The sequence below is a fragment of the Fibrobacter sp. UWR3 genome, assembly GCF_900143055.1.
Lineage (GTDB): Bacteria > Fibrobacterota > Fibrobacteria > Fibrobacterales > Fibrobacteraceae > Fibrobacter.
Window position 1 is genome coordinate 260,844 of record NZ_FRCW01000003.1, and the last position, 24,062, is coordinate 284,905.

The following is a 24,062-nucleotide window of genomic DNA, read 5'->3' on the forward strand; positions in this document are numbered from 1 at the left end:
AAGTTGGCATTTTTTAAAGCGGTCTTGTTGGCCGTCGCATTCGCGGTCGTTCCGGCGAACGCCTTCACGATGGACGTGCAGGGTGGTGTTACAAACCACGTGAGCGAACTCTCCAAGTTCAACATGAGTTTCTATGGCCACTGGTGGTTCCCTATCGACAAGATGACCTTTGTGGGTGTGGGCGGCGGTTACGAAGAACTTGACAACGTCGGCTACGTTCCGCTTTCTGCCAGCCTGTGGGTGCGCCTCCCCATCGGGCGGCAGGTGCTCCCGGTCGCTATCGGCGATTTTGGCTACATGATTGGCGAACGCCACCAGATGTTCTGGCGCGCAGGCGGCGGGCTCGACATCAAGAACGGGGACTACTCCTCCATCCTGCTTATGGCAGGCTACCAGTACCTGCACCACGACGGGCACGGCTTCGTGTACCTCCACGCAGGAATCCTCGTGGAAATCTAGAATCGCTCTTGCATACTCAAGAACTTAACTGGGAGGTGCAAAATGCTCGGTAGATTACTTATCTGTCTTTTGCTTTTTATTTTCCTTGGCTGCGAAAATCGTGAAGATGATTCTTGCCCGCCTCCCGTTGATAGCGTATCGACAAATCAATGCAAGCAGTGCATGGATGACGAGAAGTCCTATTCGGCTTTTGGGCTATTCCTGAACCATTACTTTAGTCATTTTGACGACACATTTTCTTTAGATGATGATCTTGTGATTTATATGTACCCGGTGAATGACGGCTATTTTATGTATTCTAAAAACAAAGAAGTAAACAAGGTCTGGTCGAGCGTTTGCGGTGTGTACGAGAGTCTGTCCCCGGAACAGATGGAAAGGCTGAATAACATTGAAAATAATGTGAGGATTGTGACGCGAGAAAATCCGTCAAAAAATGGACCAAGAATTTCCTTGTTCATGTGGAAGGGGAAAAGCAATAAGCATGCTTCATTAAAAGAAAGGTTTGAATATTTCCCGGGCAATGAAGAAATCAGAGGGGATGACAACATGTACAATTTCTTTGCGAAAGAAGTTTTTGTACATGGATGTAAGAAACATCTTCTCTCGACCTTCTGAATGATGAACAACTAAAAAATCCCCCGGCTTAACTGGGGGATTCTTGATAATTGCGATAAACGCTTTTACTCGCGAACGAGCGGTCTTATAACACGCCGTGTGCCTGGCGGGCAATCACGTCGAGCTGCTGTTCACGCGTAAGCTTGATGAAGCGCACCGCATAGCCGGACACGCGGATAGTGAAGTTCTGGTATTCTTCCTTCTCCGGGTGTTCCATCGCATCCTTCAGCTTCTCGACGCCGAACACGTTCACGTTCAGGTGGTGGCTTCCGGTACTGAAGTACCCGTCCAAGACCTGCATGAGTTTTTCGGTACGTTCCGCGTCGTCGTGCCCGAGCGCTGCCGGGTTGATGGTCTGCGTGATGCTGATGCCATCGAGCGCGTAGTCGTACGGGATCTTTGCTGCGGAATTGAGCGAAGCCAGGAGGCCGTGCTTTTCGGCACCGTAGCTCGGGTTCGCGCCCGGAGAAAGCGGTTCACCCGCCTTGCGCCCATCGGGGAGCGTTCCCGTCGCCTTGCCATAGACAACGTTGCTCGTAATCGTGAGAATGCTGGTCGTCGGTTCGGAGTGGCGGTAGGTCGGGTTGTGTTTGATCTTCGCCATGAACGTCTTCAGGAGCCACACGGCAATGTCGTCGGCGCGGTCGTCGTCGTTTCCGTAACGCGGGAAGTCGCCTTCAATCTGGAAGTCCTGCGCAAGGCCGGTTTCCTTGTCGCGGATGACCTTCACCTTCGCGTACTTCACGGCGCAGAGGCTATCGACCACGTGGCTGAAGCCTGCGATGCCGGTCGCGAACGTGCGGCGCACGTCGGTATCGATGAGCGCCATTTCGGCAGCCTCGTAGTAGTACTTGTCGTGCATGTAGTGAATCAGGTTCAGCGTGTTCACGTACAGGCGTGCAAGCCAGTCGAGGTACAGGTCGAACTTGTGCACCAGCTCGTCGTAGTCCAGGTACTCGCTCGTGATGGGCGGGTACTCGGGGCCAATCTGCTGGCCCTTGCAAATCGCCTCATCCTTACCGCCGTTGATGGCGTACAGGAGCGCCTTCGCGAGGTTCGCACGTGCACCGAAGAACTGCATCTCCTTGCCGGTCTGCGTTGCAGAAACACAGCAGCAGATGCTGTAGTCGTCACCCCAGATGGGGCGCATCGTGTCGTCGTTCTCGTACTGGATAGCGCTTGTCTTCACGGAGATTTCCGCGGCGAACTTCTTGAAGTTCTCGGGCAGGCGCGGGCTGTAGAGCACGGTGAGGTTCGGCTCGGGCGAGGGGCCCATGTTCACGAGCGTGTGCAAGAAGCGGTAGTCCGTCTTGGTGACCATGTGGCGGCCGTCCTGGCCGAGACCCGCAACTTCAAGCGTCGCCCACACCGGGTCGCCGCTGAACAGTTCGTTGTAGCTCGTGATGCGCGCGAACTTGACCATGCGGAGCTTCATCACGAAGTGGTCCACGAGTTCCTGGGCTTCCTCTTCGGTGAGGATTCCCTTCTCCATGTCGCGGTTGATGTAGATGTCGAGGAACGTGGATACGCGGCCCACGCTCATTGCCGCACCGTTCTGCGTCTTGATGGCGGCGAGGTAGCCGAAGTACAGCCACTGCACGGCCTCGCGTGCGTTCCTTGCGGGCTTCGAAATGTCGTAGCCGTAAATCTTCGCCATTTCCTTCATGCCCTGGAGCGCCTTGATCTGTTCGGCGAGTTCCTCGCGCTGGCGCACGACTTCTTCGGACATGTCGGTCTCGTCGGTGAGGGCCTTGTCGGCCATCTTCTTCTCGATGAGGTAGTCAATACCGTAGAGGGCCACGCGGCGGTAGTCGCCCACGATTCGACCGCGGCCGTAGGTGTCGGGGAGGCCCGTGATGATGTGCGCCTTACGGGCTGCGCGCATTGCCGGGGTGTACGCGTCGAACACGCCCTGGTTGTGCGTCTTGTGGTAGTCCGTGAAAATGTGGTGCAGTTCTGCGCTCGGGGTGTAGCCGTAGTTCTTGCAGGATTCCTCGGCCATCTTGATGCCGCCGAACGGCATGAACGCGCGCTTCAGGGGCTTGTCCGTCTGGAGGCCCACAATCTTTTCCAAATCCTTCGTGCCTTCGCCGATGTAGCCGGCGGGGTGGCTCGTGAGCGTAGATACCACGTCGGTATCCATGTCGAGCACGCCACCCTTAGCGATTTCCTGCTTCTGCAGTTCCTGGACCTCGTTCCAGAGCTTGGTGGTGGCGGCGGTCGGGCCCACGAGGAACGACTTGTCCCCGTCGTAGGGCTTGTAGTTCTTCTGGATGAACATGCGGACGTTGATTTCTTCTTTCCAGCGCTGGCCGACGAGTCCGTCCCATTCTTCTTTCACTATCATCTTTTACCTTCTTTTATCCTTATTCAAAAAGCGATAACAAACTATTTATGAGTCCAAATCTACCAAAAAAGCGGTGGGGTCAATCCCCGAAAAATCGGCGCCTATCGATGTTTGCACTACATTGTAATTATTACAATGTATACATAATAAATTATCAAAGAGCAACAGGAAAAATTAAATATTTTACAATTTGTTGAGGGTCAACGAAATAACGCGTGCGACGGGAACGGAATTCTGGTGACGCCGGCGTTTTTAATACAGTTGATACACTTTTTACAGAACTTTAGCGTCTACGCGTGCGCGCCCCGTGAAAATAAGATACCTTTACGAATAGAAAAACTTGAAACCGCGAGGTTCCCATGAAAACGAAATTCATCTTGCCCCTGGTTGTCGCTGCCGCGTTTGTCGCCTGCTCCGACGACTCCTCCTCCACCGCCCCGGCGAATCCCGATCCGACGCTCTCTTCCGACGCGTTCCCGACGGACCTGAGTTCCTCTTCGGACATGGCGGTCACTGACCCGACATCTTCTTCCGACATGCTCCTGCCGGAACTGTCGTCTTCCTCGGTCTTGCCCGATGTTCCTCTCTCTTCATCGGCAACTCCGTCGGCCGGCGGCATCGACCCGATTCCACCCGCAGTCGATGGACCGTACGACCCGACCAAGAAGTACACGTTCTACGGTGCGGAACTTACCGGCAAGGAACAGTTCCTGTACGGGCGTTTCGAGGCCCGCATGAAGATGGCCGCTACAAGCGGTTCCGTGAGCTCCATGTTCCTCAACTACGACCTCTCCTGGAAAAAGGGCGACGAGCCGTGGAACGAGATTGACATCGAGATTCTCGGCAAGGATCCGACCTCCTGGCAGTCCAATATCCTTACGCGTGAGGCCGACCCCTCCATTTCGGGCCTGACGGCATCGGAAAAGATTCACGAATTCGGTTTCGACGCAACGAATGAATTTCATTTGTATGCAATCGTCTGGACTCCGGATTACGTTGCCTGGGAAATCGACAGCGTAGAAGTCCGCCGTGTATCGGTGGGTGAACTTGTGGGCAGCCACGCCGATGCGGACCAGGTGAAGTTCCTTACGGAACAGCAGTCCCTCCGCTTCAACCTGTGGGCCTCCAAGACCGCTAGCTGGACCGGCAAGTGGGCTCCGGAAAATCTCCCCATCGAGCAGCATATCGACTACGTGCGTGTGTACGCCTACAATGCGGATACCAAGGACTTCACCCTCTCCTGGCAAGATGACTTCGAAGGCGACGCTCTTGATTACAGCCGCTGGTCCGAAGGCAACTGGGAAATGGAGCGCGTGATGTACCGCGACCTGAACATCCGCGTGGAAAACGGCTACGCCAAACTCCGCCTCGACTACGAACTGTAGCTTTTAACGAAATTCGCTCCTCCTAATGGGACTCCCGGGTAACCCCGGGGGTTCTTTTGCGTCATCCCCGCGACTTTCTCGTCATCCTCGCGTAGGCGAGGATCTTTTCTGCGTCATACCGAAGCCGTGCGCCGCACGGCAAGTGTATCCATGAGATTTTTTTCTATCTTTACCCCCGAAAAATAAAAGGGACACATTATGCCTACAATGACTTCTGCGCAGGTGCGCGAATCTTTTATCAAGTTCTTCGAATCCAAGGGCCACCTCTTTGTGCGTTCTTCGCCGGTGGTTCCGCATGACGACCCGACGCTCATGTTCACGAATGCGGGCATGAACCAGTTCAAGGCAATCTTCCTGGGCGACAATCCGAAGGGCTGGAAGCGCGTATGCAATAGCCAGAAGTGCCTCCGCGTGTCCGGTAAGCACAACGACCTCGACGTGGTGGGCCGCGACAACTACCACCACACCTTCTTCGAAATGCTCGGTAACTGGAGCTTCGGCGACTACTACAAGAAAGAAGCTATCGCCTGGGCTTGGGAACTTTTGACCGAAGTTTGGAAGCTCCCGAAGGAACGCCTCTTCGCAACTGTCTATCAGGATGATGACGAAGCCTGGCAGATTTGGAAGGACGTGTCCGGTCTTCCGGATGACCGCATCATGCGCTTTGACGCCCACTCCAACTTCTGGGAAATGGGCGACACCGGTCCGTGCGGCCCCTGCTCCGAAATTCATTACGACCGCGGCGACCTCGCTACGCAGGCCGAAACCTTCAAGGACCCCATCAAGGGCGTGAACGGCGAAAACGACCGCTACATCGAAATCTGGAATAACGTGTTCATGCAGTACGAACGCGTGAGCGATGGCAGCCTCATTCCGCTGAAGGCGAAGAACGTCGATACCGGTATGGGCTTCGAACGTATCTGCGCTATTCTGCAGGGCAAGACCAGCAACTACGACACCGACGTGTTCACCCCGATTATCGCAAAGATTGCTGAACTCAGTGGCGTTCCGTACAACGATGGTGAAGCCGGTACTCCGCACCGCGTGATTGCCGACCACATCCGTGCAATCTCCTTCGCTATTGCCGATGGCGCCTTGCCGAGCAACGAAGGCCGTGGCTATGTGCTCCGCCGCATTCTCCGCCGCGCTAGCCGCTTTGCCCGCCTGCTGGGCCAGAAGGAAGCCTTTATCTACAAGCTGGTGCAGGTGCTCGCCGACACGATGGGCGACGCCTTCCCGGAAATCCGCGAACGCAAGGAATTCGTTGCATCCGTGATCAAGAGCGAAGAAGAAAGCTTTATCCGCACGCTGGACGCCGGCCTCGAACGCTTTGCCGGCATCGTGGCTGAACTCGGCGACGCAAAGACCGTGCCGGGTGACAAGGTGTTCTTGCTCTATGATACCTATGGATTCCCGCCGGACCTCACCGGTATTCTCGCCGAAGAAAAGGGCCTTGCGATTGACGAAGAAGGCTACAACAAGTGCATGGAAGAACAGAAGGCCCGCGCCCGCGCCAACATGAAGCAGGGCATCAACACCATGGGTACCGAAGGCTGGACGCAGTACAGCGAAGCTAGCACAAACTTTGTCGGTTATGAACTCTCCGCTTGCGAAACGAAGGTTGTCCGCTGGCGCGAAGACAAGGGCGTGCTCTCTATTGTCCTCGAAACCTCTCCGTTCTATGCCGAAATGGGTGGCCAGGTTGGTGACAAGGGAACGCTCGTTTCTGCCGACCTCGAAATCCAGGTGTTCGACACCGTGAAGGTGAACGATACCGCTCTCTGCCGTGGTAAGGTTGTGAAGGGCGAAGCTAACGAAAAGACGATGGGCGCCGTGTTCATGGCAACTGTCGATAACGACCGCCGTAACGACATCCGCAAGAACCACTCCGCAACGCACTTGCTCCAGGCCGCTCTCCGCGAAGTGCTTGGCACTCACGTGCAGCAGCAGGGTAGCTTCGTTTCGAACGAGCTTCTCCGCTTCGACTTCAGCCACTTCAACGCGATGACCGCCGAAGAAATCCAGAAGGTCGAAGATATCGTGAACGCGAAGGTCATGGAATGCTTGCCGGTCCACACCGACGTGATGGACGTTGACGAAGCCAAGGCTAGCGGTGCTATGGCTCTGTTCGGCGAAAAGTATGGCGACAAGGTCCGCGTCGTGAAGATGGGTGACGCTGGCGTCGAATTCTCCCGCGAACTTTGCGGTGGCTTGCATGTGCAGAACACCGGTAACATCGGCATGGTGAAGATTGTTTCTGAATCTAGCGTGTCTGCTGGCGTGCGCCGTATCGAAGCCGTCTCTGGCCGTGGCGCGCTCTCGCTGCTCCGTGCCGGAACGCAGATTTTGACGGCCCTCCGCGAACAGCTTCGCTGCAAGGACGCCGAAGTTCTCGACCGCATTCAGCAGAGCTTCGCCAAGACGCAGAACTTGGAAAAGAGCCTGCAGTCCGTGAAGCTGGAACTTGCGACGCTCGCTGCTGCCGAACTCTTGAACGGCGGCATTAACGTGATGGGCGTGAATCTGTTTGTACGCGAACTCAACATGCCCGAAGACAAGTACAAGGACTTGCTGGACGGCGTTCAGAACAAGCTCGACACCGACAGCGTCGCCGTGATTGCGAACAAGGGCGAAGGCAACGGAAGCATCGCCGTGATGGTGGGCAAGGACGTTCAGGCCAAGGGCATCAAGGCCGGCGACCTCGTGAAGGACCTCGCCGCTGCTTGCGGTGGCCGCGGCGGTGGACGCCCGGACCGCGCTCAGGCCGGCACCAAGGAAGTCGACAAGATTGCCGGTGCCATCGCCAACGCCAACAACTGGATTCGCGCGAAGTTGGGTGCATAGCGAAGTCATCCTCGCGACTCTTCTCGTCATCCCCACCACGGTGGGGATCTTTTTTAGACCTTAAACCCCGCATCCACCATGCATTTTTGCGCGAATGCGTTCGCCTCGTCCTCTTTTTCGGGATAGTTGTGCGTGATTTCGATGTTCTGCAGGCAAATGCCCTTCTTTCCGTGGTAAAGCACGTGCGCCAGCTCGTGGAAGAACGTGAACCACATCGTCGCGCGCTTCTCGAAGCGGTCATGCAGCTGGATTAGGGGAACGTCCTTGTACCAGCGGTACATCCCGTGAACCGGCGAACTCTTGATGTTCTGTACGAACAGCACGCGGATACCGATTTTGCGGCACAACGCCTGCAGGCCCGTCATGCAGTCGTCAACCACTTCCGCCTCGGGCGTCCAGTAGGTAATGCGCTTCTTGCTTTTCGGGCGAACCTTGTTGGCCGCCGCAAATGCGATGATTTCGGGGAGCGCCGCCTTCAGGTTCTTGCGGACCGCGGGCTGCCCCAGCTTTTCCATCGGGTCCTGGTCCGAAAGGATTTCGCCCCGACGAATCCATGCCGACATGGCATACGGGTCCTTGACATCGGCGAGCGAAATGCGGAAGGCGACCTTCAGGCGGGCATCCTTGTAGTAACTATCCCACGCCTGCGGAGACGCCACCGCGAAGAACTTGAGGAGCGAAAGGCCCGATTTGTCGTCAGCCTCGTTTTTACCGCGCCGTACCCAGTCGCGCACGCCAAGTTCTTCGGGAAAAGACTTTCTCCAGAGAGGCTGGTCCGAAAGCGAAGCCTTGACTCGTTCGCGAGAGAGAAATTCGTCGTGCGACATCTGACGGCGCAACCAATAATCTGCCGGAATTTCCGTAATCACTTCCAGCATTATCGCCACATCCGGCGTTATGCGACTATTGCCCTGCAAAATGTCATTTACCGCCTTGGGCGTATAGCCCATGCGGGCCGCCAAATCGTTGGCATCGAGGCCCATTTCTTCGAGTTTTTCCGCCAATTCGCTTCCCGGCGAAGGCACATGCCACAATTCAATCTTATTTCCGTTCATACTGCTACCTATCCGTGCTCTTGAAAATCAACCGGTACGGCTGATCCAAGTCGCAAGCCCATTGGCCAGCACGATTGCCAACCTCATTATTTTAATGCACCTATAATATACATTAAAATTTTAATAAAAGCAATAGGTGTAGTATTATTTTTGAAAATTTTCTTATATTAACAAAAATCGTAGCAGAGGACCTGCCCGAAGACTACATAAAAATTCGCAGTCGCACGCTTTGTCGATATCCAATACAAAATGGCGAAGCTAAACCATCTGTTCAAGGACGATTACGTCTTTATTTCTTACAAAGAAAAAACGAGTCCGATTTTTACGAAACATGCTTTCACGGAAACGACAAGAAATTTTTGAAAGAAATCGATAGCAAGTGGTGATCGTCCGCATAATCCAGGCTCATCGTAACAATTTCGTTCAGGATTTTGAGACGTTCGTCGTGTTCTTTTGGAAATAAAAAATATATATTTAAAACATGGCAAACACAATCTACACTCTCATAAACAAGGAAACACCCCTTTGCGACTTCGTAATCGAAGGAGAGGGCGAACTTGAACTTTGCAAGATTGTGAAGACCTTTTCGCCGTTGCCCTTTTGGTGCGAACCCCTTACGTCGTGGATCGAGAACAGAAGCGCAGCCAAACACAGAGCGCACGTAAACAAGATTCTGGACCTTTGTGGCGGAAAGACAAAAAGCGGCTTTATCGCACTCACGCACTGCCTTTCGCTGACAGACACGCTTTGGGTGAAAAGCGAAAATGAAAACGTGACTTGGAAAGACGTCAACCTTTACGAGAACAACTTCGACGAGGTCATCTCCAGGCTTTCGTTCGACGGGAACGGACTTTTCGGAGTGCAGATGTCCACGACATCGCCCGAACTTACGACCGACGGCGCCTACGACAAATGCTGGCTGAATGAAAAAGACGGAATCCACCTTATAAAAACCGGCAGCACCGGTGCTAGGAATTCGGGGCTGGAGCCCTACGGCGAAGTACTCGCGAGTCAAGTTTTCGAGAAAATATGCAACTCGGTCAAGTACTGTTTTAGAAGGTTCGACGGCCGAGTCGTTTCGGATTGCAAGATTTTCACAAGCCAGGAATTCGGATACAAACCAATTAGCGTTTTCTTGAAGAACGGCATAAGATACGGTCTCCCAGAGACACTTGAAATCTACCGCGGAATGGGTTGCGAGGACGCCTTCCGCCGAATGATCGTGGCCGACTGCATCACGCTGAATTCCGACCGGCATTTCGGCAACTTCGGTTTTACTGTAAACAACGAGACCTTCGAACGGACCGGAATCAACCCGTGCTTCGATTTCAATATGGCGTTCGTCCCCCTGTCCGAAGAAGGCTTCGATTTTGGCAAACGTGCCGACGGAACGGAATGCGACTTTGACGAATACCTCTCACACCGCGGGCCCGTAATCGGCAGCGACTATGTCGCCCCCGCCCGCGCGATACTCACGCCCGAAATCAAGAAGTGCGTGGAAGAAATCCGCGAAATTACACTAACCATCCCCTGCGACGAAAGATTTAGCGAGAAACGGCTCGCGCAGATGAACATGATAAAGAATGTTCAGTGCGAACGGATTCTCGGATTTGACGCAAAGTGGGAATTTTAGTGGGCGTCGCCATGCCGAGAAAGTGCAGTTGTTTCCATTTTGGAAACAACTGAATTTTCTTGGAGTTCCCCCTCGGCAAAGATGTTCTTCAGGTGCTTTGAAATGGCCGCTTTTTGCACGTCGAACAGGTCCGCCATCTTCGCCTGAGTCAGCCAAAGATTCTCATTCTGCAAAAGGATTTCAACCTTCACCTCTGCATTATCGGTTTTGTAAAGCAAAATCTCATCCATATACACAAATGTACACTACTTTTATGGCTCTGTCAAGTCTTTTCATGAGTATTTGGGGATTTTTTTTCCGGCAAATTCTATATTCCCCACCAGATGCTCACGGTCCTTAAATACATCGCCCTGATTGGCACGTTCTTCATTTACACCACGTCGGGGGTGTTCTCGAAGCTTGCGTCGCAGCGGGAGTTCCTCTCGCTGGGGTACATCGCGTTCCTTGCCTGCACGGTGGGCGTGCTGGGCATCTACGCGGTGCTGTGGCAGCAGATTATCAAGCGTATGGACGTGAGCCTGGCCTACATGTTCAAGGGCACGGGCGTGGTGTTCGGGCTAATGCTCGCGCACTTTGTGTTTGGCGAGGCCATCACCACGACGAACATAGTCGGGGCGGCAATCATCATCTGCGGCATCACGCTGTATGCGAGGCCATGATGTTCTACGCGCTCGCACTATTCAATGTCTTTGTCGCGGCGGTGGCCCAGATGCTCCTGAAAAAAGCCGCCATCACGCCGCACAAGTCCATCGTCAGGGAATACCTGAATCCGTGGGTTATCGGCGGATACTCACTGATGGTGTTCTCGCTGGTATCGAACGTGTATGTGCTGAGCCAGGGCGTGCTGCTCAAGGAACTCGGCACCATCGAGGCGGCCAGTTACCTGTTCGTGCCGGCCCTGGCATTCGTCTGTTTCAAGGAAAAAATCAACCTGCGCAAAGTTGCGGCAATCGCGCTTATCTTAGCGGGCGTCGTCGTGTTCTTTTGGGAGTGAGGCTCTCTACAAACAATACAGCACTAGTTCATGCGTCAAGTGTGAGTGGCGGCGCAGATAGAACCTGTAACTATTGTCTAACGAATAAATATACTGAGGCAACGTGAACAAGTCTTCAAACTTATGATAGGCAGAAATTGCCAACTTGGGATGATAATTTCTTATTGTATTTTGCGCACCCTTCAGTGCATCTAGTTCTGCGCCTTCAATATCCATCTTGATAAATGTCGCCTTCTCACCATTAAGCACATTGTCAATGGAATCTACTTCAATTTGAATCGCGCCATCATCAACAATCTTGCTTGCATCTGCATTTCCACCAGCAAATGAGAGCGTCGTCTTTTTGCTAAATGCGCCCAGTTTTAAGCACACAATGTCGTTATTGCCAGCAAAGTTCTTTACTAGAGTCTGATAATTTTTCTCATCCGGTTCAAAGGCAAAAACCTTTTGCGGTCTCGATTTGGCGAGTAATTCCTGTATGGTATCGCCCGTAAATGCACCACAATCAACGAAGATCTCATTTTCTAGTTTAACGACATCCTCTGCAAAATAATGATTGGGGTCATAAAGATTTTCAGCCCAACCATAATCACCAGAAACGCGTTGATTTAAATACGACAAAAACGTTTCTCTTGACTTACCCTCCTCTAACCGGTCGTATAGCCATTGAAAATCTTCAGCATGTGCAACGACATCATTATACTTGTAATTTTGCATAGCAAAATTTTCGTATTTCGCGCAATCGCAGGCATAAATTTTTTCAACACCAAATCGTACAGCAAGCTCCTTCCGCAAAGATCCATACGATTTCTTATCTAAATTAAACCCCACCCACAACACAGGATTTGGAATTACTTTTACAAGTCCTTCAATTGGTTGAATATCTTTATCAAAGAACTTCATTCCTGGCTTGTAATAGGCAGAATCAAAGCCTACCGCATTTACGTTAACGCCAAATTCCTGCAACATCCGATACTGCTGCTTCGCCCAGCAGCCAGCTCCATACAGAATGACATTTGAATCACATGCTTTTATCTCCTTGGCATAGTCTTCAAGGATTACATGGTCCATTTTTATATTACGCAGAAAACTTTGTTTTTCCATCTTCAAACCTTTTCACGAATAACATACTGTGGAGCCTGATTGATGCAAATGTAAATGCGGCCTATATACTCGCCAATCAGCCCAAGAATAAGCATAATCATACCGCCCAAAAAGAGCATCGTTGACATAATGGACGCATAGCCCATAAGCATCTCTGGCATCATTATTTTTTGAATAACGATATATATACCGGAACCAAGGCCAAGAACCGCACATAAAACACCAATATACGTTGCCAATCGAAGCGGCTTTACAGAAAAAGCGGTAAAGCCATTTATCCATAGCGAAAGCAAGGACATCAGCGTATAATTGGATTCACCCAAGATTCGCTTTCGGTGTTGGATCTCCACACTACCAATCTTTTTGGTGGTTCTGAAAATTAGACCGCCTATATAAGGGAATGAATTTTGGTACTGCGTAATTTGATCAATTACAAATTTTCGTGCAATAAAAAAACTTGAAGCACGTAAATTTTGCGGTTGGCCAATAAGAGACTCTGCCATTTTGCGGTTTATAAAAGAGCCGAACCGCCGATACACCTTTTGCGTAGATTTAACGTGGCAAGCATATACCACATCAAAGCCTTCTTCTAGCTTATCGACAAGCTTAAAGCACTCATTCGCTGGTGTCTGACCATCGTCATCAAGACTAATGACGTAATCTCCGGTAGTTTGCCCATATCCAGCCATCAAAGCGCTATGCTGACCAAAATTTTTTGCTAGGCAAATGCCCTTGATATGGCAATCTTCGGCTGCAAGTTGCTTGATAACTTGCCACACATTATCTGGGCTACAGTCGTTCACCAAGACAATTTCGTAGTCTGTACCAGAGCGCGTCGCGATGGTATCGCGAATTTCTTGCACCACGGTACCGATTGTATTCTCACTTCGGTAGCAGGGAATTACAAAAGAGAGTTTCATTTAAAAATCCTGATGAACAGATTCCCACTTGTTGCTCTGAGCCGATTTTGCCGCGGCCTGCATCATGGCTAGACCTTCAAGCGAAGTGTGAATGCCGCACACATATTGGCTAGTGAAACTTCCTGTAGCAAAATACTGTCCAAGACAATCAGCAATGTCCTTATAGTAGTTCGCAAAGGCCTCAATAAAGCCAGCCGGGTGTCCCGCCTTAAAGCGGTTGTACCGTTGCTGGTTTGCAATCTTCACATCGCCAGTGCGGTCACGCAGGCTTACGTTGCCCCGCAAATCGCAGGTCTTAAGAGTTTCAGGCTCCAGCTGGAACCATTCGGCACTGCCTTCGCTACCATACACACGAATGCGCAACCCGTTTCGGTTGCCAAGAGCAGTCTTGCTAAACCAGATTTGTGCTCGAACATTATTCGTATACTGAACAAGAGCCCCCACATTATCAACAATCTGCGGGAAGAGTCCAAACGTAGTCTGGTCCGCCACAATATGTTCAGGGCGTTCGCCAGTCAAGAAGTAGATCATGTTGTGCAGATGGCTACCCAAGTCTAACGAAATCTTCGGAATCACCGTTTCTTTCAGTCGCCAGCTCTGCGGTTTAGGCGGTTCGTTATGCGCACCCAAGCGCATGAAACCTTCTTGAGGCATTTCAACTTGCACCTGTTGGATTTTACCAAGTTTACCGTCAGCAATGATCTGCTTGAGTTCACGAATCATCGGATAACCGGTGTAGTTGTACGTTGTGCAGAAGAAGCCCTTAGTTTCCGCAACAACCTTCGCGATCGCCTCGCCTTCGGCAACGCTTGTGGCAAGAGACTTTTCGCAAACAACAGGGAAGCCCGCCTTTAATGCGTCAATAACAATATCCTTGTGCAGATCTGTCGGCGCAAGCACAACCACAGCATCAAGTTTGCCTTTTTCGGCATTTAGCAAATCATGGTAGTTTGCATAGGTGCGTCCGTCTGCAACGCCCCAAGTGCGGGCCGTCTCACGATTTGTTTCTGCATGGGTGCTAAATGCACCCGCCACCAGTTCAAAGTGTCCGTCCATCTGGCTCGCAGCCTTGTGGACTTCCCCAATAGCAGAATTAATTCCGCCGCCAATAAACGCGATTTGGTATGGTTCCTTATTCATATTTCTGAATATAGGTTATTTTAATGTATCGGGGCAGTTTTGGCCCAGAAAAGCACTATTTTGAATTGGAATAAGGGCTATTCTACAATAATTCTAGCCAAATCGGTCATTCGCCCCGTTTTTTCCTGCATTTCGACAAGCGAATTGAACTTAAAGAAGACTATTCCCGCCTTGTACAAGAGCTTGTCCGCGATAACATCACTCGGTTTGAACCACAAGAACTTCTCGACGATATTCGATTCAATTTCAGGAGCAAAAACAACATCACGAACCACACCCTCGCAAGTCGGCATAACGCAATGGCGCAGCCAATATCCCTGCGTAGGGACATCTACTATATCAGAAATATCTTCTCCCGTTTCCGCCATCACGATAAACTTCGGATAGTCAACACCAGTAGCGTACTTCACAAACTTGATGTACAAATCTCCAGGCGGACGCCGGCAAATTTCAATGATAACAGGCGTTCCGTCGAATTTCTCTATATACTGAATATGCAGAATGCCATCAACTAGACTCAATTCTTTCGCAATTCGTTCACTATAGTCACGAAGTTTTTTTAATCCAGCATCAGATGTGGTCGTTGGGGTATTCGCACCACTTACCATGTATTTGTTTAGAAAATACTGTTCGTTATCAGCAAAAGCAAACGCGACTTTGCCATTCACCAGCATAGCAGAGAATCCATGATTCGTCCCCTGAATAAATTCTTCTACAACAACATGATCCTCTCTAGTGCGACCCACAGCATCTCTGTAGGCTTCGCGTGCTTCGTCTGCATTCTCTGCTCGGTGAATTCCTTTGCCTCCCGTCAAGTCAACCGGCTTAACAATAATCGGGAACTTCAGCATCGCAATAGCATCTTCAAATTCCAGATCATTTCGTACCACTTTCGCCTGTGGCGTAGGAATGTTCAAACGGGTTGCCAATGCACGGTACCTATCCTTATGGTGAATTTCAAGGGATGTTGCATAAGAATCATGTCCCTGCAAGCCCATTTTTTCACAAACATAAACCGTCGAAAGCAAGGCAAAATCATTGCATCCAGAACACACTGCCTGAACAGCTTCATTACGAGCGAGTTCAAGCATCGCATTTTTGTCGCTAAAATCAGCAAATACTGTCTTGTCTGCAAACGAATGTCCAAGTCCATCGCGATTATTTCCTGTGGTAATCACATACCAACCAAGATCTTGCGCAGCTTTGATTAGCGGAATCTCAGCGTGAGACCCTCCCAACAAGAGAAGTTTTTTTCTATTAATTTGACTCATTTTAATAAACAAGACTCACGCTAGTTAACCGCCAAAGAATTCAAACACCTTCCCGCAGATATACTCGATTTCTTCCGGTTTCAGCCCGTAGAACATGGGCAAACGAAGCAGACGGTTACTTTCATTAGTAGTGTACTTATCTTCGCCATGGAACCGGCCGAAGCGCATGCCTGCGGGCGACGAATGCAACGGCACATAGTGGAATACCGCAAGGATTCCGTTGTAGGTCAAGTGCTTCAAGAGCGCCGTTCGCGTCGCTAGGTCTTCTACTTTCAAGTAAAACATGTGGGCGTTGTGCGTACAATGTTCCGGAATGTACGGCAACTCGACCAAGCCCTTTTCGGCAAGGAGCGCGAGCCTTTCACGATAGGCGTTCCAGCTCGCCATACGTGCATCATTGATGATGTCGGCACATTCCAGTTCAGCGTAAAGATAAGCCGCGTTCAATTCGCTCGGCAAATAGCTCGAGCCAAGTTCCACCCATGTGTATTTATCGACTTCGCCGCGATGGAACTGGCAGCGGTTCGTGCCTTTCTCACGAATGATCTCCGCACGGTCGTTGTACTTAGGATCGTTAATGAGCAGCGCTCCGCCTTCGCCCATGCTGTAGTTCTTGGTTTCGTGATAGCTGTAACAACCAAAGTCACCCAACGAGCCTAGCGCGCGGCCTTTGTATGTAGCCATCATTCCCTGGGCGGCATCTTCAACTACGAACAAATTATGGCGTTTAGCAATTTCATTTATTGCATCCATCTCGCAGGCGACCCCCGCATAGTGGACCGGCACAATTGCCTTTGTCTTTTCGGTAATCGCGTCTTCGATAAGTTTTTCGTCTAGGTTCATCGTGTCGGGGCGGATATCCACGAACACGCACTTGGCACCCTGCGACACAAACGCATCGGCCGTGCTCACGAACGTGAACGAGGGCATAATCACCTCATCACCGGGAGCGATATTGCAGAGACGGGCAGACATTTCCAACGCATGCGTGCAACTAGTAGTCAGGAGAGCCTTCGCCGTCCCAGTATGTTCCTCAAGCCACTTGTGGCACAGGAGGTTGAACGTTCCGTCACCACAGATGCGACCGCTCTCCACGGCCTGTTTCACATAATCGAATTCCATCCCTACAAAGGGAGGCTTGTTAAAAGGAATCTTTTGCATGTTTGAAATATAAACAAATATCACCCCAATTTTCTAAACTTCTTCATCTCTTTATCCAAAAAAGTATCCACATACTTTGCGTAAATCAAGGTCGTTTCCAGATTCCTGTGCCCAAGCAGTTTACTTGTTGCGGGCAGAGGAATGCCAAGCGAAATGCAAGTAGTCGCAAATGTGTGCCGGGCCAAATGACAATGAATTCTCTTGCAGTAGCCAAGTTTCTTTGCTGCGCTGCGGAGAGTCCGGTTGAAATAAGAGTTTTCCACAACACGAAACACCGGGCCGCTTGTTAGTTTCTCTGGCAACAGCAGTCGAGCCTGCAGCGGAATGGGGATATACACGGGGTCGCCCGTCTTGTGCATTTGCTTACGGATTTTCCAGTCAAAGATTTCGTTTGCGTCTAACGAACGAAGATCGTTATAGCGCAACCCGGTAAAGCAGGCGAACAAGAACACCCGCATGGAATCAGATTCCGTTTTAGTAAGCACTTTTTCCCGATCTATATAATTGAGATATAGACTTTTTAATTCGCGCATCGTCAAGAAACCACGCCGTGTATAGGCCCGACCGATTTTCACCTTATCGAACGGATTACTTTCAACAAGGTTATCAATAGCAAGTTTATTCGTAAATATCCGAAAAACAGAGAGTGCCTTATTTATAGTTGCGGGTTTATTTCCGAGCTGTTGCATATAACACTTGAACTCCTGGATAACATCCGGACTTAAATCCGAGCATTCAAGACCGGGTCTAAAGTCAGAGATTTTCTTCAAGTTCCAGTAATACGTCCGGACTGTATATGGCGATAGGTTGAGTTTGTCCTTTTCTAGATATTGTACTGCAGCGTCGCAAAAAAGCATAGGTATTCCTTTTAAAAGAAATGATGTGAAAAGTTCGTAAATATAAACGAAGCAGAGTTTCCTCATCCGGAGAATTAGCAGGAACCTACGTGAAGTTGCAGGATGCTTTCTATTCGGAAAAAAGCATGTATGGCGGATGGGGCGTTATCGGTTATGTAGCTCCGGGTGCGGGGAGCTCTAACTCCTATGCTTCCACCAACTTTACCTATGCCGGACATATTGACTATGCAACCGAAACCAATGCGACGGAAGCGGATGCGTGGACTGTTACTAGCAAGGCCGCGTTGAATGACTGCCCGGCATCTAGTGTATGGAAGATTGGCGTTGTCCAGAATGCTGCCGGTAACACGTCAAAGTACTCGCAGGCACTCCCGACTGATGCGGATTGCAAGTCCTTGACTCCGAACTTCGATCAGATTGGCAAATCGTAATTTTTCTTTGAAATAAAAGAAAGAGACCTGAGATTTTTCTCGGGTCTCTTTTGATAATGGTGATAACGCGTTATTCATTAAAGATTCTCTTTGCAAACAATCAAAAAAAGCCATCCCCAAAGGGAATGGCTTCTTTCATTTCGTTTGCAAAAACTACTTACCAATAGCATTGAAATTAGGCGTCAATTCAGGGCACTCGGTTGTTGCGTTATAGCTATCCGTACCGGTAGTAATCGCAATATGTGCAATATGCCAGTTCTGGCCACCTTCGCAATCGTTCAGCTTAGACCTATTTGTTGCCGACCAGGCATTTTCAAGGGCTTCGTTGCTTTCAGTGTCATAAGTCAAGGCGCCAGCATAAACGAAGTTCGTTGTCTGAGAAGAAGCCTCGTCAGTCGCGTTTTCTCCCGGGCCGCTGTAGCCGATGAGTTTCCAACCACCATACATGCTCTTTTCAGAGGCATAGGCAGCCTGCAACTTCACGTAGGTTGCGACGTTTTCTCCAATTAGAAAAATTAGTTTAGCACCACAAAAGGTACCCAACGACGATAGAATTTCCGCTGGAACTCCAAGGGCGACAGAATCGGTTCGTGATCCCCCTGCACCACAAATCGCACATTGGGGTGTTTTTTTGCCAAATCGGCCACTATTTGCATAGTTGCAAACAAGCGTTCGTAATAGAGTTTTTCTGTTTCTTCCGCATTATCACTAATAGGGAACCGAGTATCACGCGTAGTCCAAGCGATAAAATGCCTTACGTTATCCGTCGAGCCTAGCAGCGAGTCAATCTTTAAAGCCATTACGGCATCACTCGTTGTAGTATCAGTCCAAAACTCCTGTTGAAAACCGATACGTCTAATATAATGGTATCTCCATTGTATTGTGGAGTCACCACCAAAGAAGAACGAAGTCTGATAGCCCAACTTAGCAAAACGGTTGGGCGTATAAAGAGAATCTCTTCGCCCTTGCGAACGCCATGCCGAATCCAGTAGGTCTGTTCGTTCCGCCGTGCGGGTACGGCTGGACATTCTAAAGTGGATTCCGCGCTCCTTCACCAAACCGTTAAATACGGCTAATTCTTTTGCAAACATATTAGAATCCATCGGAATCCCCCAGGATTCAACAAGTATAACCACATTGCTACGGGTCGTATCTACATAATAGCGTGTAATAGATACAGAATCAGTTGCGTTATTTTTTTCTCTAAATTCATCTGTCAAATGATTGCGAGCCCATTCTGGGCTTGTCGTTGTTCTTGCCAGCCATTTTGCGACAGGAAACTCAAATATCGGCTGGCTTGGGAAAAACTGGTTCAGATAGCAATGTGACATTAGCGCAGCGAATAAAAAGAAGCTGACACCTCGTAAACTAAATGCTTTTATCGGTTTCAAAAGAACAATGGCAACAGAACACGTGATTAAAGGAATGACTATTCGCCAACCGATGTTCCAGCCCTTATACGAAAGTATATTCTGCAAATCCGCTACAGCCACCAAAAACAAAACTGCAAATACGCAACCCATCAACGGTTTACGAGCAAAGGTCGTCCTGTCTCTTACTAGCATAAACAGGAGCAACAAGGCAAGAACGCAAAAATCGAACAAGCCCCGGACAATATCTTGTCCCTTTTCAAAGGTACTCAAAAACGGGAGAACCGTTATTAAGGCCGTAGCAATCAACGGATAAAGAATTCTTTTCATTTCCCTGTCTCCGTTAAAGAATCATTGACCAGAGAATACTTATAAACAACCATTCCGTTAAAATTATGGACCGTATCTACTTTGACTTTATTATAATAATGCTGTTCCAAGAAATTTCCCAATGTTGGTACATCTACAACAAAAACATTATCTAGTACAACATCTTTCATGGGGTTTGTGACGCCTCGCTTGTGGATAGCCTTTTCTACATCAGGGAAATAGGGTGTCCAAAAGCCAAAAGATATCACCTGTTCCCAACTTCCCTGCGGTTCCGTCAAATATGGTGGAACCTTCTGCCTAGACATGCTCATGTACGAATTCATTTCCATGACGAATACTGTAGAATCCGGGACAGAATCCATAAAGGCAAAAAGTCCTTTGTAATCCACAGTGTCCGTATGTTCGTGATGAATGGGGACTATTTCACCCGATCTCACATGTCGAACGGTGGGGCCCGAAATTGCGTATGAACACAAAGTGATAATTGCAACAACGCAAACAAAACCTATAGAAATACTTTTATGTATTTGGAAACGTTCCTTTAAAAAGGGTATTGTTAAAAGGGCCGCATACAACCACAATCCAACTTCAACACGATAAACAAGACGTTGCAAGTACAATAAATACGCAATCATTGCACATACTATGAGCAAGGACAGCCACGACCATAGACTTTGGGGTGATTTGAACGCGAACAAGGCGAAACATAATAAAAGCCATATGATAAAGACGGGGTATTTGGCAGAATTCGGCAAAGTCCCTAAAACGTTTGCCAATTGTGGACGAATGAACATCTCATTTTTATATTTTGCAATCAGGTTTGTTATAATTCGGAGGCTGTCGGGCGCAAAGACTTCGGTATCGTAGAAGAGCCAATGCGTTAACATAGGTAAGGCTTGCCCCGAATATGAAATTTCATCAAGATCTTCATCAACAGCCTGTTGGTTGTAAAAGAGGCCATCCCCCAAAAGGGCACGAGGCCCTTGGAATTCCATATATTTCTTATAATCGGGAGCTTGGTACAAGCTTTTGTTGAAAAATTGGAACCCATAAGCTCCTACAAACACAATCGCCAAAGCAACAATTACAGTTAATTTAACATTCCATAGTTTTTTGACCAACAATAATAAAGCCGCTGCAAAAAACGGCATTCCCATCAGAAAAGCTTCCCAACGCATCCACGAACCCCACCATAACAATAGTACACCAAGGATTAAAAGCGTAATCCAATTTTTGGTAGGGACTTCAGTCGCTTTTTTTTCTAGCCCGTAAATAAAAGCAAGCATCCCTGTCGCAGAGAGCATCGCTGCACACTTTGTAAACTGAATGGCAAGATAAAAATCACTTGCACATAAGGCGACAATAACGACCGTTAGAATCGCCCCCCATTTTTCACCAACCTTATTAACAACGATATAACCAACAATGGTTAATGAAACAAAGACCGAAGCCATTTCGCCAATGTAATACCAATTTATTTTGGGAAACAGATGATACAATGGCAGCAAGCAATAGCCATACAGCGCATTTACAAATGTCAGGTGAACATTGTAGCCTTCGCCATATATGCCAGAGAGAATTCCGGACATAAATATATCATCTATGGCATCAAAGCGTAAATCGCCAAAAGCAATGCATAGCCCTAAAAAATAAAGGTTGATGAGAAAAGAAATAAGAATAAATTTTTTGTTAATCATAAAAGCCCTATTCACAATTATTTAGAATCGCAACAGGAACCCAATGCGCCTTATAGGAACGCCTTGTTTCTGGCGTACCAAGAGTAGGCCGATGTGTTCCTTGGACAATAATAGACGCTTCAGGATGTTTTTGGGCAAAATCTGCGATTAGTTGGAGAGAATGGTGCAAACTATCCCTATCACCAGTCCGAGAACTCTGCGTAGTCCATGCAATTGTTTTTAGAGAATCAGTCAACAGTAATGAATCGATCTTTACAAGCATCACGCTGTCTGCACACCTTTGACAGAACTGAGCGTAACTAAAACCAATTTCACGAATATACTCTCTCCGCTCGTATTCCGTTGAATCGCCGCCAAACAAATATAAGTTCGGATGCGGAGTTTCTCGGTACTCCGTTTTTTCAGCGTGCTTCGTTCTGTTCGCGAGTCGGCGATGAAGTGCGAACGTATGTGGAATGTCCGCAAATACCGCGAATTCTTCTGCTAGAAGATTTTCCTGTATTGGGACCCCCCAGGCATCCACCAAGATTATCACTTTTGTTTGAGAAGAATCTCCTATTTGTAGGTGAAGCCGCCGTTTATCGAAAATTGTGTATTTGTCCTTATACATCTGGGTGAGGGAATCTTCGTGGACCGATGGTTGCAGGTGCCAGGGTTTTTCGAAAACGGTAGACATGCTGGTCTTTCCCGCAATATAAAAAAGAACGCTTGAAAATAAAGCAAGGAAAAGAAAGCAAGCTATGTTTATTTTTTGCCACTTTTTCATTGTCTATCCCCAACAACGGAATATTTGATTACATATATTTCACCAAATGTCGCTATAGTGTCCGTGGACAAAGTCCTACGATAATGTCTCTGATAAAAGTCAGGAAGTATCGGATAGGGGGAATCTTCAACAAGATAGACATTAGGATTAATAATATCTTTAATCGGGTTTGTTACGCCCCTCTTGGTAAGCTCTTTCTTCATTGCCGGCAAATGAATGTTCCAATACCCTAACGAAAAGATATTTTGCCAACTTCCTGGCTTTATGGACCAATACGGCTTATCTTTCAGCGTACCCAACTGCTTATATCGTTCAAAAGAAAGCAAAAAAACATCGTCAGGATGTTGCTGTACATAATCTACGAATTCCCTCCAATCCCGAGTCATTTCTCGAGTTTCAATGATATTCCATTTTGTTTTTAACGACTGCGACGAAATAGCCAAGGCGGAAAATAAAATGGCGAACAGGATGACTGCAAAAGGAAAAATATTTTTATGTTTCGCTACGAACTCATTTTGAAAAAGACCATCTTTTGTAAGGAACGGAATTGTGCCGACAATAGCATAAAGCCACACCCCGGTCTCTACATGATATACTAGTCGATTTACCAAAAGAAGGTAGCTCAAGGACGCAGCGACGATGCATAGCGATGCCCATGGGTATAAATTCGCTTTCTTGTCGCGGATTGCAATAAGCAAAATGCAGAATATCACCCAACACCATCCGTTTGTGCGAGTGAGTGCCGAAGAAATCGCCATAAGGAAAGCAAACGGCATTCTAGACCAATTCGGATAGTACAAATTCCGTTTTGCGACATCGATAATCTTCTGTAATTCGCCCTCACTTAGAATTTCTGTGTCATAGAACACCCAACTCTTGGCCAATTGATAATCAATTCCGGACATTTCTCGTTCTTCGAGTTCATCGAAAGTTGATTCTGAATCGTAATACGCCCCATCTCCAAAAAAAGCTCTCACAGGCTGGTATTCTGCATAATACTTGTAATCACCTTGGCTATATAGACTTTTATCATGATACTTTAAAGCAAATAACGCAACAAATGTTATAGATAAAATAATTAGCGAGCCTTTATAAAGACCCTTCCGTTCAAATATATTAGAGGTGAGCAATATGCAAAGAAGCGGCAATCCTAATAAGAAACCTTCCCAGCGCATTACGCTGCCGGCAATTAAGAATAGCCCACCTAGAATTATATGAAATTTTTTTTGACTGGCATCGCCGAGTGCAATAAGTAAGATGCCGGCGGCAGTATAGGCGGTCGCACATTGCGTGAAACTGAGCTGAAAGTAGAAGTCAGGGGTCAGCGCGGCAAGCAAGACCGCGGCCACAGGAATACCTATTTTCTTACCCAGATTTTGGATTAGTGCGTAGGTATAAACAGTAAAGGCGGCAAAAGTTCCTGCTAATTCGAAAATAAAATACCACCCAATCTTAGGGAATAGCAGATAGAACGGCTTTAGAAAAAAACCATAAGCCGAATTAACGAAGTACATGTGCACATCATATTCCGCGCCATACGCTCCAGTTAGGACGCTGGACATAAAGTAGTCATCAAGAGAACCATGTCGCACCACGCCAAAAGCGAGATACAAAAGAAAAAAGATGAAATTTAAGCCTAGGGCTGAGAATAAGGCTTTACCACTTCGCATAATTGAAATATAA

At 48.6% G+C, this 24,062-nt stretch carries 21 protein-coding genes and 1 pseudogene; 8 read left to right on the plus strand and 14 right to left on the minus strand.

Translation table 11 applies throughout. From position 1 onward, the window contains the following. Window positions 1–27 precede the first annotated feature (27 nt). Window positions 28–459 carry a hypothetical protein gene (locus BUA44_RS05155; protein WP_255370466.1) on the plus strand — a complete coding sequence of 144 codons (432 nt, stop codon included), beginning with the start codon at window positions 28–30 and terminating at the stop codon, window positions 457–459. Between the two features lie 42 nt (window positions 460–501). Further along, window positions 502–1,074 (plus strand): hypothetical protein, encoded by a 573-nt coding sequence (locus tag BUA44_RS05160; RefSeq protein ID WP_143151870.1) that lies wholly within the window; start codon window positions 502–504, stop codon window positions 1,072–1,074. A gap of 85 nt (window positions 1,075–1,159) precedes the next feature. On the opposite strand, the gene pflB is transcribed toward BUA44_RS05160, so the two are convergent. Further along, window positions 1,160–3,421, minus strand: coding sequence for a formate C-acetyltransferase (gene pflB / locus BUA44_RS05165; protein ID WP_072809338.1), 2,262 nt, complete (start codon window positions 3,419–3,421; stop codon window positions 1,160–1,162). A 359-nt stretch (window positions 3,422–3,780) separates the two neighbouring features. Here pflB and BUA44_RS05170 point away from each other — a divergent pair, with 359 nt between their 5' ends. Next, window positions 3,781–4,806, plus strand: a complete 1,026-nt coding sequence (locus tag BUA44_RS05170; protein WP_072809340.1) for a family 16 glycosylhydrolase — start codon at window positions 3,781–3,783, stop codon at window positions 4,804–4,806. A gap of 198 nt (window positions 4,807–5,004) precedes the next feature. After that, complete coding sequence (gene alaS, locus BUA44_RS05175) at window positions 5,005–7,650, plus strand: alanine--tRNA ligase (RefSeq protein ID WP_083579491.1); 2,646 nt, start codon at window positions 5,005–5,007, stop codon at window positions 7,648–7,650. 53 nt (window positions 7,651–7,703) lie between these two features. On the opposite strand, the gene BUA44_RS05180 is transcribed toward alaS, so the two are convergent. Further along, the gene (locus tag BUA44_RS05180) at window positions 7,704–8,705 is read right to left on the minus strand and encodes a HigA family addiction module antitoxin (RefSeq protein WP_072809345.1); all 1,002 of its coding nucleotides are present in this window, start codon (window positions 8,703–8,705) and stop codon (window positions 7,704–7,706) included. 481 nt (window positions 8,706–9,186) lie between these two features. On the opposite strand from BUA44_RS05180, the gene BUA44_RS05185 reads away from it, so the two are divergent. Then, on the plus strand, window positions 9,187–10,338 hold the full coding sequence (locus tag BUA44_RS05185; RefSeq protein ID WP_072809347.1) for a HipA domain-containing protein: 1,152 nt from the start codon (window positions 9,187–9,189) through the stop codon (window positions 10,336–10,338). Between the two features lie 23 nt (window positions 10,339–10,361). On the opposite strand, the pseudogene BUA44_RS05190 reads toward BUA44_RS05185, so the two are convergent. Continuing rightward, window positions 10,362–10,568, minus strand: a pseudogene (locus tag BUA44_RS05190) (cell filamentation protein Fic); the annotation flags it as partial. A gap of 93 nt (window positions 10,569–10,661) precedes the next feature. On the opposite strand from BUA44_RS05190, the gene BUA44_RS05195 reads away from it, so the two are divergent. Together BUA44_RS05195 and BUA44_RS05200 are read left to right on the plus strand one after the other, a co-directional pair. Continuing rightward, a complete protein-coding gene (locus BUA44_RS05195) occupies window positions 10,662–10,997 on the plus strand; it encodes an EamA family transporter (RefSeq protein ID WP_072809352.1) in 336 nt (111 codons plus the stop codon). After that, window positions 10,994–11,332, plus strand: coding sequence for a hypothetical protein (locus BUA44_RS05200; RefSeq protein ID WP_072809356.1), 339 nt, complete (start codon window positions 10,994–10,996; stop codon window positions 11,330–11,332). The genes BUA44_RS05195 and BUA44_RS05200 overlap by 4 nt, the downstream gene beginning before the upstream one ends. Before the next feature lie 6 nt (window positions 11,333–11,338). Here BUA44_RS05200 and BUA44_RS05205 read toward each other — a convergent pair whose 3' ends face one another. The 6 genes from BUA44_RS05205 to BUA44_RS05230 all read right to left on the minus strand — a co-directional run bounded on the left by BUA44_RS05205 (window position 11,339) and on the right by BUA44_RS05230 (window position 17,851). Continuing rightward, window positions 11,339–12,436 (minus strand): FkbM family methyltransferase, encoded by a 1,098-nt coding sequence (locus BUA44_RS05205; protein WP_072809358.1) that lies wholly within the window; start codon window positions 12,434–12,436, stop codon window positions 11,339–11,341. A 2-nt stretch (window positions 12,437–12,438) separates the two neighbouring features. Next, entirely contained in the window at window positions 12,439–13,356 is a 918-nt protein-coding gene (locus BUA44_RS05210) for a glycosyltransferase family 2 protein (protein ID WP_072809359.1), read from the minus strand. Beyond that, window positions 13,357–14,496 carry a Gfo/Idh/MocA family protein gene (locus tag BUA44_RS05215; protein WP_072809361.1) on the minus strand — a complete coding sequence of 380 codons (1,140 nt, stop codon included), beginning with the start codon at window positions 14,494–14,496 and terminating at the stop codon, window positions 13,357–13,359. Window positions 14,497–14,573: 77 nt separating this feature from the next. After that, complete coding sequence (locus BUA44_RS05220; protein WP_072809364.1) at window positions 14,574–15,767, minus strand: ATP-grasp domain-containing protein; 1,194 nt, start codon at window positions 15,765–15,767, stop codon at window positions 14,574–14,576. A 24-nt stretch (window positions 15,768–15,791) separates the two neighbouring features. Beyond that, entirely contained in the window at window positions 15,792–16,928 is a 1,137-nt protein-coding gene (rffA, locus tag BUA44_RS05225; RefSeq protein ID WP_072809367.1) for a dTDP-4-amino-4,6-dideoxygalactose transaminase, read from the minus strand. 20 nt (window positions 16,929–16,948) lie between these two features. Beyond that, window positions 16,949–17,851: a tyrosine-type recombinase/integrase gene (locus BUA44_RS05230; RefSeq protein WP_369806412.1), complete on the minus strand. Its 903-nt coding sequence runs from the start codon at window positions 17,849–17,851 to the stop codon at window positions 16,949–16,951. Between the two features lie 23 nt (window positions 17,852–17,874). Here BUA44_RS05230 and BUA44_RS05235 point away from each other — a divergent pair, with 23 nt between their 5' ends. After that, window positions 17,875–18,216, plus strand: a complete 342-nt coding sequence (locus BUA44_RS05235) for a hypothetical protein (protein ID WP_072809371.1) — start codon at window positions 17,875–17,877, stop codon at window positions 18,214–18,216. 153 nt (window positions 18,217–18,369) lie between these two features. Here the strand turns inward: BUA44_RS05235 and BUA44_RS05240 are convergent, their stop codons facing one another. From BUA44_RS05240 to BUA44_RS05260, 5 genes are read right to left on the minus strand one after another with little or no spacing between them, the layout of a single operon-like run. Then, window positions 18,370–18,699 carry a hypothetical protein gene (locus tag BUA44_RS05240; protein WP_072809374.1) on the minus strand — a complete coding sequence of 110 codons (330 nt, stop codon included), beginning with the start codon at window positions 18,697–18,699 and terminating at the stop codon, window positions 18,370–18,372. Between the two features lie 32 nt (window positions 18,700–18,731). After that, window positions 18,732–19,916: an alkaline phosphatase family protein gene (locus tag BUA44_RS05245; RefSeq protein WP_072809376.1), complete on the minus strand. Its 1,185-nt coding sequence runs from the start codon at window positions 19,914–19,916 to the stop codon at window positions 18,732–18,734. Continuing rightward, window positions 19,913–21,613, minus strand: a complete 1,701-nt coding sequence (locus BUA44_RS05250; protein WP_143151872.1) for a hypothetical protein — start codon at window positions 21,611–21,613, stop codon at window positions 19,913–19,915. The genes BUA44_RS05245 and BUA44_RS05250 overlap by 4 nt, the downstream gene beginning before the upstream one ends. 7 nt (window positions 21,614–21,620) lie before the next feature. After that, window positions 21,621–22,379: a hypothetical protein gene (locus tag BUA44_RS05255; RefSeq protein ID WP_072809381.1), complete on the minus strand. Its 759-nt coding sequence runs from the start codon at window positions 22,377–22,379 to the stop codon at window positions 21,621–21,623. Next, on the minus strand, window positions 22,376–24,049 hold the full coding sequence (locus BUA44_RS05260) for a hypothetical protein (RefSeq protein WP_072809384.1): 1,674 nt from the start codon (window positions 24,047–24,049) through the stop codon (window positions 22,376–22,378). The genes BUA44_RS05255 and BUA44_RS05260 overlap by 4 nt, the downstream gene beginning before the upstream one ends. Between the last annotated feature and the right edge of the window lie 13 nt (window positions 24,050–24,062).